A 15286-nucleotide genomic window follows, 5' to 3' on the forward strand; every position below is an offset into this window, starting at 1 on the left:
GACAATTATAAAAGAAAATATCTATATGTTTACCTTCTTTTAAAAATCCCATTGTTTTTATTTTGCCTTCTCATTGATTTACTATACCTTTGCAATCTAAACACAATAGATTGAAATGCGAAGACATCTCATACATACTTTTTGGGCTATTTTGATATTCGTTATCGGCTTCACTACCATCTTTTTCGTTTCGGTATGGAATGGTTGGATAGGCTATATGCCTGATATGGAAGAGCTTTCAAACCCTGTAGACAAGTTCGCATCGCAGGTTTACTCTGCCGACGGAAAGCTTATTGGAACATGGAATCAAGATAATGCCAACCGTGTGGCAGTAGATTACAACAGCCTTTCGCCTCATTTGGTGCACGCTTTGGTATCTACTGAGGACGAAAGATTCTACGAACACTCTGGAATAGACTTTATTGCGCTGGGCCGTGCTATACTTAAGCGCGGTGTTTTGGGGCACGATAAAGCGGGTGGAGGTTCTACTATAACGCAGCAATTGGCCAAGCAGGTGTTCTCAGAGAAAGCACATAGCACTTTAGAACGTGTACTGCAGAAACCTATTGAGTGGATTATCGCCGTGAAATTGGAGCGCTATTTCACGAAAGAAGAGATTATTGCGATGTACTTAAACTACTTCGACTACCTTCATAATGCCGTCGGCATTAAACGAGCAGCCAATATTTATTTCAGCAAAGAACCTCGGCAACTAACTGTTACCGAGGCTGCAACGCTTATAGGGTTATGCCAAAACCCTTCTATGTATAATCCTTTACGCTACGAAGAGCGTTGTCGTACACGCCGAAACGTAGTGTTAAGTCAGATGTGCAAGTGTGGTTACATCACCCGTGAAGAGTATAACGAACTTATACAGCGCCCCTTAGGCATCAAGTATTCAAAGGGAAAGAGTATCCAAGGTGCCGGTGATTACTTCCAAGCGTTCCTCCGTCAATACATGATGGAGAAGAAACCAGAACGAAAAGAGTACCAAGCATGGCGCATGCGCGACTTCGTTATCGACTCAATAGCATGGGAGAAAGACCCTCTCTACGGCTGGTGTAACAAGAATAAGAAGCGCAATGGCGAGAACTACGACGTGAATACAGATGGTCTTCGCATCTTTACCACCATCGACACACGTATGCAACAGTATGCCGAACAGGCTGTTCGCAAGCACGTGGGTGGCTATTTGCAGAAGGAATTCAACATTGCCAACCGTTACAAAAAGAACGCTCCGTTCTCTTCGAACATATCTCGAAGCACCATTAAATCTATCCTTAATCGTTCTTGTCGTCAGAGTTTAAGATACCTACGATTAAAGGAACAGGGTGCAACACCCGATGAAATACGTCGCAGTTTCAGAACGAAACACGAGATGACGCTCTTTACTTACCACGGCAATGTGGACACTTTGATGACGCCTATCGACTCTATTCGTTATTACAAATCGTTTTTACGTGCTGCCTTCTTAAGTATGGAAGCACGCACAGGTGCCGTGAAAGCCTATGTAGGAGGTATCAATTACGACCAATTTAAATACGATATGGTGATGGGAGGACGCCGCCAAGTGGGTTCAGCCATTAAGCCTTTCCTTTATGCACTGGCCATGCAGAACGGCATGACACCATGCACTACTGTTCAAAACGTACAACGTTCGTATGGCAACTGGACTCCGCGCAATGCTTCGAAGGCTCGCTACGGACAGCAAGTACCACTACGATGGGGTTTGCAACAGTCTAATAACTGGATATCGGCTTACCTCATTAGCTTGCTCGGACCATCGCAATTTGTAAACATTCTGCACGATTTTGGACTGAACAACCCTGACATTGAGAAGAACACATCGCCTGTTTTGTGCCTTGGACCATCAGAACTCTCACTCGGAGAGATGTGTAGTGCATACACAACCTTCATCAATCATGGTGTGCGTTGTGCCCCCCTCTTTGTTACACGCATAGAAGATAGCCATGGCAACGTGGTTGCTAAGTTCCAACCTTTGATGAATGAAGTAATCTCAGAAGAAAGCTCTTTCAAGATGCTCGACATGCTTCAAGCCGTTATTCAGGGTGGAACTGGTGGACGTTTGCGCTACAACTACAACCTCACAGGCGAGATAGGAGGTAAAACAGGTACTACAAACAACAACTCAGATGGTTGGTTCATGGGCTTCACACCGCAGCTTGTAAACGGCTGTTGGGTGGGTGGAGAAGACCGAGACATACACTTCGACTCTACAGCAATGGGACAAGGAGCCACAATGGCACTGCCAATATGGGCTTACTTCATGCAAATGGTATATGCCGACAAGTCGTTGCACTATTCGCCAAATGCTAAATTCGACATTCCTTCTAACTTCGATCCATGCCGTTCTACGGACTCTATCTCTGTGAATAGCATACAAGAGGTTTACTTCTAAGAAAGAATAACAACTAATTCTATATATAATATGAAAGCAATCCTACTATCTGTCTTCATGATGGGCATAGCGCTCACAGTGGACGCACAAGCAACTGTAAAGGCAAACTTCGCTAAAAACGACACCACTATATATAAAGAGGTGATGCAAATGGATGTGAGTTTGCCGATGGGACAAGGCAACAAGAAGGTTGAAGTAATCAAGGAAACACGCTACGTGGTGCTCGATAAGACTGCCACTGGCTACAAAATTGAATACACCGTTACCGATTTAACCATTAAAGGCGACGAGGATGTGGCTGAACAAGCACAGATTGCAGGCAACCAATACGTGAAGGGTGCAAAGATGATATTGCAGACTAACGCTGAAGGAAGAGTTGAAAAGATACTTAATCTCAACGAAGTGGCAACTCAAGGAAGCAAGAATGCAATAGCAGAAATCGAAGAAGAATACAAGAAGAACCCAATGATTGAACAGGTTTTGCCTAAGTCTAAAGCGCTAATGGCAATCAGTCAGCAGTTCGAAGAGAAGGCGCTCATCGACAATCTCAACGAAAACACCTTCTTTGGATACTACGGTAAGAACCTAAAAACCATCGGTAAGGAAGATATTATAAGGAAAGGCATGAAGCTAACTGCCACTTACGCTGTGGCAAATAATAGCGACAACACCGTAGTTACGATGAATGTGAAGAGCAACATGACCGAAAACGATGTGAAAAAGATGATGATTGACCAAATGCAGAAAATGGGAATGGGCGAAGAAGTTACCTCTCAGATTGAAGCAAACTGGGGCCAATTTAAGTCAATGGGCATGGCAAACATCTCTGCTACTGGCACCGACTACCTCACATTCCTACCAAATGGCTGGTTGCAAAACACAACCGGAACCGCTAATACAAAGGTAATGGGAATGGATATGAAGTTCGACACCAAGTGCGAAATCTCATACAAGAACTGGAAGTAAGCCTTTTACACACCAGTAAATCAACACTAACGATTATTTATCCGAATACTGGCACGCTGCAAGGCGTGCCTTTTTTTGTGCCATTACATCAGCTTTTGCGGAAGAAATATAAGCAATAAAAGGGGCAAGAAAAAAGCGATGACCCTCTCAGGCAACCGCTTCTTAAACCTTTAATAGGTATTAGTGGATTTAAGGTAAAAAAGATTGTTTTCAGGATAACGGCAGCAAAGGTATGTATTTAATTCTTTTGTGCCAAATGTTTTCACTTTTTTTTTAATCTTTCACCGCTGTGCACGCTAACAGAAACAATGGTTTTTTAACAGTAAGATGCACCTTAAAACAATCCCTTCTCCACCCCTACTTACATCGCCAACAGTACATTGCATACGCATTACCCATACCCTCGTTTTCTGTATAAACTTGCGCTGGTTTCTAATAAAAATGCTATTACAACGCAACACCTATTCTTTCGTTCTGCAATAGTGCCTATATTGCCGTGCAAAACAGGCTCTTTTACCACGCAATATAGGCACTTTTGCAACGCAAAACAAGGGGTATTGTAAAGCGTTAGTAATAAGCATGTTACGCGATTACAGCTATAAAACAACACTTTTGCATGAATATTCCGTTTTAACGAATACACAATAAGCTACCAACCACAAGATTTTCGCCTTCTCAAAACTGCAAAACTGCATCGCTTGAAAACCATTTCGAGCAAGTGTTTCGCATCGCTATGCCAACTCTATTCGTTAGGATTTATTATGATTCTATGCTTTTCTTTTTGTCTTTACAATTATTTATATTATCTTTGCAGTGCCTAAACGCAGACTTATTAAATCGTTTCAGCGTTGTTAAACCTTATATATTATAGAATGAAACTTCTATAAACGGATAGCAACAAGCTAATCCACAAACCGAATAACTTGCCTTTAAGCGACAAGATTCCTTTTGGAAGGCTGATTTATGCAATCTGCCCAGCAGGTAAAAAGTCTAAACATTAATTCTTTAAACAATCAACAAAATGAAGAAATTCTACTTATTGGCGTTTGCCTTAATACAATTCTGTTGTATGGCAAATGCCCAAGTCATCGAAGGAACGGTGCTGAAATCGTGGGACGGAGCGACTGGAGCGATTGAGATTCCAGCCCATGTTACCGAGATTGCGGCTAACTGTTTCTACGAGCCAGCGGACGAAGACCCAGACAATTGGGACTCTACGTCAGAAGAAAAGTGCAACACTAACATTACAAGCATTAAGCTGAACAATGTTAAGAAGGTGGGTAAAAACGCCTTCAAAGGTTGTTCTAACATCGAAACAATCGATGCGCCAAACGTTGAAATCATTGAAGATGGTGCATTCGAAAGATGCGAAAAGCTGACCACATTGGCGCTTCCAAAAATCAAAAATCTTGGTATCGATGCGTTCCAAGGCTGCGACCACTTGGCTAAACTTACTTTAGGCAGCTCTCTAACTTCTATGTTCGGCAGCTCTTTCAAGAATTGTAAGGCATTGGCAGACATCACTATTGAGGCTGGCGGCAGCTATAAGGCTGTAAACAACGCTATTCTCAGCGCCGACAAAACATTGGTTTACCTCGCTGGACAGGCTAAGGAAATAAAGCTAACAGCTGACGAATGTATTGCGATTGGCGACAATGCAATGTATAACAATACCAATGTTGCAAAGGTAGATCTTCCTGGTGTGAAGACCATCGGCAAGGCAGCTTTCACTGGTTGCAGTGCTTTGTCGGAACTCTTAGTACCTAATCTCGTTAGCGTTTCTACAGATAGCTACATCACATGGAGCGGTGTGGCATCGCTAACAGTAGTAGACATTCACCTAAGCAAGGACTTTGTATCGTTCGGAGCAACCGAATTTACCGACAAAACAGCTACTACCATCTACGTAGCAAACGAAGATGTGAAGGCAAAACTCGCTAAGAAGTTCAACAAATGTAAGATTGTTGTGGGCGAACCACAAGGCGTTCAGAAGTTCGTTGTGAACTATTCTATCTCTAACATCACTATAGGCGGAAGAAAAATAGGCGAAATAGAAGCATGGACCGACGGTGCTCGCGACTTTGAAACAGGCACAGAGATAGCTGCTGGCAAGGCTGTTTCGGTGATGGTTACACCTTATGGCGGCTACAAAATAGACAAATGGGAAATCAATGGTAAGGCTGCTGCAACCGAAAACATCAGACCTTCTTCGGCTATCAACGGCGAAATATGGTCTATCAACCACATTACCGAAGCACTAAACATCGTTGTTACCCTCAAAGCAGAGGAAGAAGGAGACATTATTTTCTTCAAGAGTAAAGAGCCAGACTTTGGTAGTGTAACTTGCACTGTGCTTGAAACAGGCAAGCAAATAAAGAATACTGAGAAGGTAAAGAAGGGCACAAAGCTCCACTTCGAGGCATTCCCAAAAGAAGGATACCACGTTACACAATGGTATAAGTTAGGCAAAGAGGTGGTTACCGACGCTGACGGAAACAAAAAAACAATAGACGCTTATCAGCCAATCGCAGGCTACGACAACAAAACCGTGTACGAATGCAACGCTGAAGATGCGCTCGACATACTCGTAGACTTCGACCGCGAGGCTGGCAAACATATCGTTAAGTTCAAGTCTCTCAATACCGATGGCGGCGAAATCACCGCTTCTGTAGACGGAAACAACATCAACACCGGCGCAGTAGTAGCTCATGGAGCTACCGTTGTGTTCACTGCACACCCTAAAGAAGGCTATGTTGTAGACAATTGGATGCTGAACTCAAGCGAATTAAAGGGCGAAAAAGGACTCACCTACACCATTACCGACTTGAAAGAAGACGTAGACGTATGGCTTGTTTGCAGCCCTAAGTCGGAAGAAAAGGAAAGTAATGCTGTGATAAAAGACGGCCACCTCATCTCATGGCAGCCAAAAGGCAAGGCAACAACACCTGCTGGAGTTGAATATATCGACAATAATGCATTGCAAGCATCTATGGAACTTGAGTCGTTCCACATCACAAAGAGTGTTAAGAGCATCGGCGAATTGGTGTTCTTGTTCTGTACTCAGCTTACAGAAATCACTGTAGACCCAGACAACCAGTACTTTACTTCGGTAGACGGAGTATTGTATAGCAAAGACAAAACACGCCTGATGGCTTATCCTCCAGGACGTGCGAGCAACTCATACGAAATCATTCAGAGTGCAACCAGCATTAAACCAGGTGCATTCGCACTTGTTCCAGCTCTTCTCGGCGTAACTGTTGCGAAGGGTAACACCGCTTTGAGAGCTTCAAAGGGCGCACTTTACACAAAGAATATGTTGGAATTGCTCTATCACCCTACTGTTCCTCAAACTACACCGGGCACCGATAAGATTGCATTAAACGAAGGATTGGAGAAGATTGCACGCTATGGCTTCGCATTCAACCATACTGTTACCGAAATAACATTGCCTGCATCGTTGAAGGTTATCGATTCTAACGCACTATCAAACAACCCTAACTTGAACTGCATTAAGTGGGAAGAAGGCGTTGAAGCTGAGCTTGAAGAGATTGGAGACTCTGCTTTCTATCACGACGGACAGCTTACAATACTTCAGTTTATCCCATCTTTGAAGAAGATTGGAGCAGGCGCATTCATCAAGAATGCTAACCTTTTGGAAGTTCATATACCTGATGGTTGCACCATAGGCGATAAGGCTTTCTTCGAATGTTTGGCACTTCAAGATGTTCATTCTTATGGTTTGGTACCGCCAGTAGTTGCCGACGACGCTTTCAACTCTATCTATTATCTCGACGATGCGGTGCTGCACGTAGACAAGAATGCGGTGGAAGCGTACAAGAAAGCTGACGGTTGGCGCCACTTTAAGAAGTATGATACAAACATAGTTACCGCTATTGGCTCAGCAAAAGCTGACGCTGGCAAAGCTATTCGCGTGGTTGCACAAAGCAACGGCTACTCTGTTGAGGGTTTGAACGCAGGCCAACGCTATACGCTCAGCACGGTTGCAGGCACTCAGGTAGCTACTGGCGTTGCTAAGGGTGGTACTTTGTTTATCCCTGTTCAGCGTAACCAGATTTACATTTTGAGCATTGCAGGTGTGAAAGCCTACAAGTTGTTTTAATCAAAACGGCAAATTAAGACCTTAAAAACAATGTCGTGTCGGCAACGACACACCACATATTAAGGTACAAAACGAATAAGGCAGGAACGCAAATTATTACGTTCCTGCCTTTTTTATGGTCTGTGGAAGGGGGCGAAAAGTGGCATTTGAATGTGCCGAGATACTTCAAACAACACTTAGCATATTATATGTAATAGGCGGACTTACAGGCTATTAGTAGTTATTCGCAAAGTTATTGAAGAGTGGCATCATCTTTCTTTGAACCTATATGTGTGGTATGCGGTTAGCTATTCAGCTTTATTCTTCTCCAAATCCAGTTCGGAATAAGTCGCCACATAGCTACTAATATGCGCCAACGCCCATCAATCACGCAGACGTGTTGCTTACTTTCGATGGCTTTCATAATACTTTTCGCAACATTTTCGGTCGTCATTAGCATAGGAAGATTAGAAGAACCATCTAACAACGGAGTATCAACAAAACCAGGACGGATATCTGTAAAGCAAATGTTATTACGCTTGCTGGTTGCCAACTGTTCCAAAGCTTGCAGGTAAGTGTTCTGCATTGCCTTCGTAGCACTATAAGCAGGCGCAGCTCCTAAGCCCTTTGTACCCGCAACAGAAGTAATGCAAACAATGTGTCCACCGCCGTGTTTGGCAAAATAACGATAGGCTTCTCCCACCATACGAACAAAGCCAAGACCATTCGTTTCCATTGTTTTCAGTTCTTTTTCAGCCTCTAAAGCTGAATTTTTCCAGCCTATTCCTGCTGCATGGAAATAGAGATTGAGTCCTCCAATCTGCTCCACGAGTTGGCAGAAGGCCTCACTCGCCTGCGCGTTATTTACATCTATCTGCGCTGTAACAACACGTTCGGGCGCATAGTTCTTTAAGTCTTCCAACTTATCCGTGCGGCGTGCCGCCACTCCAACCGTCCATTCTTGCATGATGAGGAGCCTCGCCACCTCATGACCGATGCCACTGCTGGCACCTACTATAATTGCTCTTTTCATAAATTATAAGTTCATAAGCCATCTGTTTGTTACCTTTCAGCCTGTAATTAGTTGTTTTACAAAGTTATGAAAGAAGTATCAGAAAAACAAAAATTCGCCTATCTTTCCTTCCTTTAAAAGTGCGTTTTGCCGCCAAAGGAAGTCAGAAACAAGCAGGATTACACCCATTTGGGGCAACAAAAAAAAGGGCTGAAACCAGCAAAACGTGGTTTCAACCCCTTTGATATATCTATTGAAAGCTACAACAGACGCCTCTATTACCAAACATTAGAATGGAAGGTCGTCGGCTGCACTGTCTGAAGCAGCAGGTGGGAATGGCGCTTGACTGCCAGCTGCAGGCTGACTTTGTGGCGCAATAGGAGCAGCAGCAGGAGGCATATTGCCCGCTTGTGCAGCAGCAGCATCAACTCTTTGAATGTTCCATGCACGGATATTGTTGAACCATCTTCCGTTGTATTCGTGAGCATCTACATCAAAGCTAACCAAGATTTCCTCTCCAGCCTTAATCGCAAACTGGTCTATACGCTCGGCACCGAAGATGTCAAAGACCATCTTCTTAGGATATTGGTCGTGTGTTTCAATTACATACTGCTGTGATTTCCATGGTCCACGTGCTGAAGTTCCCTCACGTGGCTCCATTACTGCAATAACTCTACCTTGTAGTTCCATATTATCTATTTTGCGGTTTTATAATTAAATGAGTTTCTAAATACACTTTTTACATTAAATAAGCCACACTTTGGTAATTGAATGTAAGCTCTCTTACCACACGCTGGCATTATTTTTGCGAAATTACTAAAATAGTTCTAAAAACAGAAACTTTTGGCTTTAAATTTTGTTTTTCCAACGGCTTTTTCGTATTTTTGTACGACCAAGAAGAAGGAATAGGTTTTTCCAACGGCTTTCTTCAGCTATAGTTAGAATAGAATAAAATGAGTTATAACTAAAAAATATATAGGAACTAATGAGATTTACCATTTCAAGCACTGCCTTAAGCAACAGACTTCTGTCGCTTTCGCGTGTTATCAACAGCAAGAATTCTTTGCCAATATTAAACTGCTTCATGTTTGATGCACAGAACGGACAGCTCACTATCACTGCTTCTGATAGCGAAAATATTGTCCGTATGTCGCTGAATCTTGATTCACTTGAAGGAGAAGGGAAGTTCGCAGTAAACAATCACAATATCCTTGATGCTGTAAAGGAACTGCCAGAGCAACCTTTAACGATAGATGTAAATATGGGAGAACACACCATTTACATCAGCTATCAGAATGGTTCTTACAACTTCCCCATCTTGGAAGCAGACGAATTCCCTATCCCGCAGCCGCTTTCAGCAAACACTACAACCATCACGTTGAGCGCAGACATGCTGGTTGATAACATTACTCGCTCGCTCTTCGCTACAGCACAAGACGAATTGCACCCTGTAATGAATGGTATCTACTTCGACATCACTGCCGATAGCTTGGCTGTTGTAGCTACTGACGGACACAAATTGGTAAGAAACCTCGTGTTCGCTGTAAAGAATGATGTTCCTGCAGCCTTTATCTTGCCAAAGAAACCTGCGGCTTTGCTGAAGGGATTCATTGCTAAAGATAGTGGAGATATCGTTGTTCGATTTGATTCTCGTTCGGCTGAATTCTCATTCGGAGAAGGTAATTTGGTTAGCAGACTGATTGATGGAAAATACCCTAACTACAATAGCGTTATCCCAGAGAACAATCCTTACCAAATCACCATAGACCGTAAATCGCTCATTGGTGCCATTCGTCGTGTACTTCCGTTCGCAAGTGACTCTTCACAACTGATTCGTTTCCACATTGCAAACGGACAATTAGACCTCAGCGCAGAAGATATTGACTTCTCAACAAGCGCAAAAGAAAGCATGACTTGCACATACGAAGGCAATCCTATGAGCATCGGCTTCAAGGGAAGCAGCATTTTAGAGATACTGGGCAACTTGCAAAGCGACGAGGTAAACATTCAGTTGGCAGACCCATCACGCGCTGGATTGGTTGTACCATCAGAGCAACCAGAAGGCGAAAACGTGCTTATGCTCGTTATGCCGGTATTGCTCAACGACTAAAAAGAGATTTACAAAAGACGTGGGCAGATTTTCAAGAGAAGTCTGCCCACATACATTTAAATAATAGCAGAATGTCATTAAACTTAAAAAAGCCTTTGATCGTCTTCGATTTGGAGACCACGGGGCTCGACCTTGTAAAAGACCGCATCATTCAAATATCATATATTAAGGTTTTCCCAGATGGGAAAGAAGAAAGAGAAAACCTTTTTATCAACCCTGAAAAAGAAATTCCTCAAGAAGTAGAAGAACTTACAGGTATCACCAACGACGACGTGGCTGCCGCACCAACATTTAAGGAAAAGGCTACAGACCTGGCTAATAAATTCACTGGGTGCGACTTTGCTGGTTTCAATTCTAATCGATTCGACATTCCTATTCTTGCAGAAGAGTTCCTTCGTGCGGGCGTAGACTTCGACTTTTCGAAGTGCCGTCTTATTGACGCACAGAACATTTATCACAAGATGGAACGCCGTAATCTTGCAGCAGCATACCAGTTCTATTGCGGAAGAAAGATGGAAGATGACTTCACAGCACATAAGGCTGACGAAGATACTGAGGCTACTTGGCGCGTATTACAAGGACAAATAGAAATGTATTCTGCTGAAAAACAAGACGATCCAGAACGTATTCTGAAGAACGACATGGACGAATTGGCAGAGTTCTCACGCATGAACGACAACGTAGACTTTGCTGGACGCATCGTTTGGAAAGATATGACTGACAAAGACGGAAACACTTTGCTCAACGAAAAAGGGCAACCTCGCCGCCACGAAGTATTCAACTTTGGCAAATATAGAGGCTGGGACGTTGCGGAAGTGTTACGCAGAGACCCTGGATTCTATAGCTGGATTCTTTCAAGCGACTTTACTTATAACACCAAACAGGTGCTTACACGCATCCGTCTACGCGAATTTAACAATCGATAAGCCATGCTTAAAGGAAAGAAAATCGTTCTCGGTATCACTGGTTCTATTGCTGCATACAAGAGTTGTCTTATCATTCGTCAACTCATAAAGCAGGGTGCAGAGGTTCAAGTGGTCATAACACCAAGTGGAAAAGAGTTCATTACACCTATCACACTATCTGCATTGACGCAGAAACCTGTCATCAGCGATTTCTTTTCTCAACGCGATGGTACGTGGCACTCGCACGTTGACCTCGGATTATGGGCTGATGCTATGCTCATTGCGCCTTGTACAGCTGCTACATTGGGCAAGATGTGTCACGGAATAGCCGACAATATGCTTGTTACAACTTATCTTTCAATGAAGGCTCCTGTATTTATTGCGCCAGCAATGGACCTCGATATGTACAAACATTCGTCTACATTGGACAACATAGAGATGCTTAAACGCAGAGGAAACCATATTATAGAAGCTGGGAATGGGTTCTTGGCAAGTGGATTAGAAGGCAAAGGACGCATGGAAGAACCTGAAAACATCGTAGCGTTTTTAGACCAATTCTTCGACAACAAAGCTGTAACCACTCAAGATTTAGAAGGAAAGAATGTGTTAATTACGGCAGGTCCGACATACGAAAAGATAGATCCCGTACGTTTTATAGGCAACTACTCGTCGGGAAAGATGGGTTTTGCTCTTGCAGAAGAGTGCTTTAGACGTGGTGCAAACGTTACTCTTGTGGCTGGACCTGTGCATTTGACGTGCTCAGAAGGTATCAATCGCATTGATATAGAAAGCTGTGAGCAGATGTATGAGGCTTCCATGAAAGCCTTTCCAACCGCTGATGCTGCCATATTGTGTGCTGCTGTGGCCGACTTCAAGCCTCGTAACTTCTCAGAAACAAAGATAAAGCGCGAGAAAAAGGACGAGCTTCAGATTGACCTTCAGCCTACACACGACATTGCAGCAGCCTTAGGACAACTAAAGAAAACCCAACAGCGTATCGTTGCTTTTGCCTTAGAAACAAACGACGAGGAAGCTAACGCATCGGCAAAGTTGGTAAAAAAGAATGCTGACTTTATTGTTCTGAACTCTACTCGCAATGCTGGCACAACCTTCCAGTCGGACGATAACCAAATAACGATTATATCAAAAGGAGGAAAAAAAGAATATGAAAAGAAGTGTAAACACTTGGTTGCTTGCGATATTATTAACGAGCTGGCTTCTATTCTTTAACAATCATGCTGCAGCACAGGAGCTGCAAGCAAAGATAAGCATCAACCATAACCAGATACAAGGTACCGATAAGTCGGTATTTGAGAACTTACAGCAAACGCTTGAGCAGTTTGTGAACGAACGACAGTGGACAAATATGAAGTTTCAGAAGAACGAACGCATCGTCTGCAACTTCAATATTACTGTAACAAAGTACGATCAAAGCACCAACACCTTCACTTGTTCAGCGCTCATACAAGCCAATCGACCTGTTTATAACTCAGCATACACCTCTACTTTATTTAATATTAAAGACGCAGACTTTAACTTTGAGTTTGCGCAATTCGACCAAATAGAGTTCAACGAGGAGACTATCAACAACCAACTTACGGCTCTTTTTGGCTATTATGCTTACTTAATCATTGGCTTAAACCTTGATTCGTTTGCGCCAATGGGTGGCGATGACATTCTGCAACGCTGCATGAACCTTACCAATAATGCACAAAACCTTAACTTTACAGGCTGGAAAGCATTCGAAAACTCCAAGAATCGCTTTGCTATCATCAATGATTACCTTGATGGAGGTATGAAACCGTTCCGCCAATTGCAATACGATTACTATCGAACGGGCTTAGATGAAATGGCCAACAGCCCTGAAAGAGGTAGAACAAACATAACAACGGCATTGCAAAACGACCTAAAGAAGGCGCATGAAGATAAGCCTATGAGTATGTTACCGCAGATTTGGACCGACTATAAGAAAGAAGAACTGGCCAATATATATTATAAAAAAGGTACGCAGAAGGAAAAAGAGTCTGTCTACGAAATACTTTTCAGCATCAATGCAAGTCAAAACGCATCGTGGGACAAGATTAAACAATAATACAAACAACCATGCTCAAGCATCTTTATATAAAGAACTTCACACTTATCGACCAATTAGACATCGACTTCCACAATGGTTTCTCTGTCATCAGTGGTGAAACTGGTGCAGGAAAAAGTATTATTCTTGGAGCGATTAGTTTGCTTTTAGGCAACCGAGCCGATAGCAAACATATAAAGCAAGGTGAGAAAAAATGTGTCATTGAAGCAACATTCAGTCTTGAAAAAGGTGCTTTCGATACTTTCTTTGCTGATAATAACATTGATTTCGACGCCGACGAAACCATTCTACGACGTGAGATTGGTAACAACGGAAAGTCTCGTGCATTCATCAACGATACTCCTGTTCCATTGAATTTGATGCGTGAAGTAGGCGACCAATTGGTAGATATACATTCTCAACATCAAAATTTGCTCCTCCAAAAGGAAGATTTTCAGCTTAATGTCATTGATATATTGGCAAGAAACGACAAGGAGATGGCTGCCTATAAAGAGACCTTCAAGGCGTTCAAAGATGCTGAAAAGAGACTGGAAGATATTAAAAAGCAGTTGAAAGACAACGCTGAAAACGAAGAATTCATGCGTTTTCAGTACGAAGAACTATTGAGTGCCAACCTCCAAGAAGGCCAACAGGAAGAGCTTGAAGCCGAAAGCAAGACGCTCTCTCACGCAGAAGACATCAAAGCTTCGTTATATAATGCCGACAATTCTCTGAACGATGACGAAACAGGAGCGGTGAAACAGCTAAAGTCTGCCACCGAAGCCATGTCGAGTATTGCTGCTGTTTACCCAAAGGCAGAAGAACTAAGCAGTCGTCTCGACACCATATATATAGAGGTGAAGGACATAGCTGAAGAGGTTAGCAAGGCAACAGGAGACATCGATTTCGACCCCAACAGATTGGATTACATCAACGAACAACTTGATAAAATCTATCATCTTGAGAAGAAATTCCACGTTGAGTCTATCTCTGAACTGCTCAATATACAGGCTGAACTTAAGCAAAAGTTAGACGAAATAGACAATAGCGATGAACTTTTGATGGAAGCTGAGCAAGAAGTTGCTACCAAACAAGCCGACTGTACCCAGCAAGCTGCTCTCTTAACCAAGGGCAGAGAGAAGGCGGCAAAGGCGATTCAGAAGGAAATGAAGGAGAGACTTGTACCTATGGGAATTCCTAACGTACAGTTTGATATACAGTTTGAGCCTAAGCCATTGGCTGCAGATGGTGCCGATAAGGTGCAATTTTTGTTCTCAGCCAACCGCAATAGTCCGCTACAACCCATTGCGCAAGTGGCTTCGGGTGGCGAAATTGCCCGCGTAATGCTCTCACTTAAGGCGATGATAAGCGGTGCTGTGAAGTTGCCAACCATTATTTTCGATGAGATAGACACAGGCGTAAGCGGCAAGATTGCCCAGCAAATGGCTTTCGTTATGCACCAAATGGGCAGCAACAACAAGCAGGTTATCTCCATAACGCACCTTCCTCAGATTGCAGCATTGGGCACAACGCACTACAAAGTCGAGAAACACGACACTCCAACAGGCACAACCAGTCAGCTAAGACAACTCACTGCCGACGAAAGAGTGGCTGAAATAGCACAGATGCTCTCTGGTTCTGACATTTCAGAAGCAGCCTTGCAGAATGCACGCGAACTATTAAACATCAACAAACCAGTGTAAA

General features: G+C 43.1%; 10 protein-coding genes. 8 read left to right on the plus strand and 2 right to left on the minus strand.

Annotation, left to right across the window (positions count from 1 at the left end; translation table 11 throughout):
* Window positions 1-115 precede the first annotated feature (115 nt).
* The 3 genes from HXN26_RS00090 (at window position 116) to HXN26_RS00100 (ending at window position 7505) form a co-directional block, all read left to right on the plus strand.
* A complete protein-coding gene (locus tag HXN26_RS00090; protein ID WP_273158003.1) occupies window positions 116-2419 on the plus strand; it encodes a transglycosylase domain-containing protein in 2304 nt (767 codons plus the stop codon).
* Window positions 2420-2449: 30 nt separating this feature from the next.
* Window positions 2450-3385 (plus strand): hypothetical protein, encoded by a 936-nt coding sequence (locus HXN26_RS00095; RefSeq protein WP_273158005.1) that lies wholly within the window; start codon window positions 2450-2452, stop codon window positions 3383-3385.
* Window positions 3386-4406: 1021 nt separating this feature from the next.
* Entirely contained in the window at window positions 4407-7505 is a 3099-nt protein-coding gene (locus HXN26_RS00100) for a leucine-rich repeat domain-containing protein (protein WP_273158007.1), read from the plus strand.
* A 283-nt stretch (window positions 7506-7788) separates the two neighbouring features.
* On the opposite strand, the gene HXN26_RS00105 is transcribed toward HXN26_RS00100, so the two are convergent.
* Both HXN26_RS00105 and HXN26_RS00110 read right to left on the minus strand, forming a co-directional pair.
* Window positions 7789-8517 (minus strand): SDR family NAD(P)-dependent oxidoreductase, encoded by a 729-nt coding sequence (locus HXN26_RS00105; RefSeq protein WP_273158009.1) that lies wholly within the window; start codon window positions 8515-8517, stop codon window positions 7789-7791.
* Window positions 8518-8784: 267 nt separating this feature from the next.
* A complete protein-coding gene (locus HXN26_RS00110) occupies window positions 8785-9186 on the minus strand; it encodes a DUF3127 domain-containing protein (RefSeq protein ID WP_024999685.1) in 402 nt (133 codons plus the stop codon).
* 295 nt (window positions 9187-9481) lie between these two features.
* On the opposite strand from HXN26_RS00110, the gene dnaN reads away from it, so the two are divergent.
* The 5 genes from dnaN (at window position 9482) to recN (ending at window position 15285) form a co-directional block, all read left to right on the plus strand.
* The gene (gene dnaN / locus HXN26_RS00115; RefSeq protein WP_273158011.1) at window positions 9482-10606 is read left to right on the plus strand and encodes a DNA polymerase III subunit beta; all 1125 of its coding nucleotides are present in this window, start codon (window positions 9482-9484) and stop codon (window positions 10604-10606) included.
* A 71-nt stretch (window positions 10607-10677) separates the two neighbouring features.
* Complete coding sequence (locus HXN26_RS00120; protein ID WP_273158012.1) at window positions 10678-11532, plus strand: 3'-5' exonuclease; 855 nt, start codon at window positions 10678-10680, stop codon at window positions 11530-11532.
* Window positions 11533-11535: 3 nt separating this feature from the next.
* Window positions 11536-12741, plus strand: a complete 1206-nt coding sequence (coaBC, locus tag HXN26_RS00125; RefSeq protein WP_273158014.1) for a bifunctional phosphopantothenoylcysteine decarboxylase/phosphopantothenate--cysteine ligase CoaBC — start codon at window positions 11536-11538, stop codon at window positions 12739-12741.
* Window positions 12677-13603, plus strand: a complete 927-nt coding sequence (porD, locus tag HXN26_RS00130) for a type IX secretion system protein PorD (RefSeq protein WP_273158016.1) — start codon at window positions 12677-12679, stop codon at window positions 13601-13603. The genes coaBC and porD overlap by 65 nt, the downstream gene beginning before the upstream one ends.
* A gap of 11 nt (window positions 13604-13614) precedes the next feature.
* Window positions 13615-15285, plus strand: a complete 1671-nt coding sequence (gene recN / locus HXN26_RS00135; protein ID WP_273158017.1) for a DNA repair protein RecN — start codon at window positions 13615-13617, stop codon at window positions 15283-15285.
* Window position 15286: the final 1 nt, after the last annotated feature.

The organism is Prevotella aurantiaca, from assembly GCF_015262605.1.
Classification (GTDB): Bacteria; Bacteroidota; Bacteroidia; order Bacteroidales; family Bacteroidaceae; genus Prevotella; species Prevotella aurantiaca.

What these genes read in the sequence shown, in the direction of transcription:
- HXN26_RS00090 (WP_273158003.1), top strand. Translation starts at nt 116, where the DNA reads ATGCGAAGACATCTCATACATACTTTTTGGGCTATTTTGATATTCGTT.
- HXN26_RS00095 (WP_273158005.1), top strand. Translation starts at nt 2,450, where the DNA reads ATGAAAGCAATCCTACTATCTGTCTTCATGATGGGCATAGCGCTCACA.
- HXN26_RS00100 (WP_273158007.1), top strand. Translation starts at nt 4,407, where the DNA reads ATGAAGAAATTCTACTTATTGGCGTTTGCCTTAATACAATTCTGTTGT.
- HXN26_RS00105 (WP_273158009.1), bottom strand. Translation starts at nt 8,517, where the DNA reads ATGAAAAGAGCAATTATAGTAGGTGCCAGCAGTGGCATCGGTCATGAG.
- HXN26_RS00110 (WP_024999685.1), bottom strand. Translation starts at nt 9,186, where the DNA reads ATGGAACTACAAGGTAGAGTTATTGCAGTAATGGAGCCACGTGAGGGA.
- dnaN (WP_273158011.1), top strand. Translation starts at nt 9,482, where the DNA reads ATGAGATTTACCATTTCAAGCACTGCCTTAAGCAACAGACTTCTGTCG.
- HXN26_RS00120 (WP_273158012.1), top strand. Translation starts at nt 10,678, where the DNA reads ATGTCATTAAACTTAAAAAAGCCTTTGATCGTCTTCGATTTGGAGACC.
- coaBC (WP_273158014.1), top strand. Translation starts at nt 11,536, where the DNA reads ATGCTTAAAGGAAAGAAAATCGTTCTCGGTATCACTGGTTCTATTGCT.
- porD (WP_273158016.1), top strand. Translation starts at nt 12,677, where the DNA reads ATGAAAAGAAGTGTAAACACTTGGTTGCTTGCGATATTATTAACGAGC.
- recN (WP_273158017.1), top strand. Translation starts at nt 13,615, where the DNA reads ATGCTCAAGCATCTTTATATAAAGAACTTCACACTTATCGACCAATTA.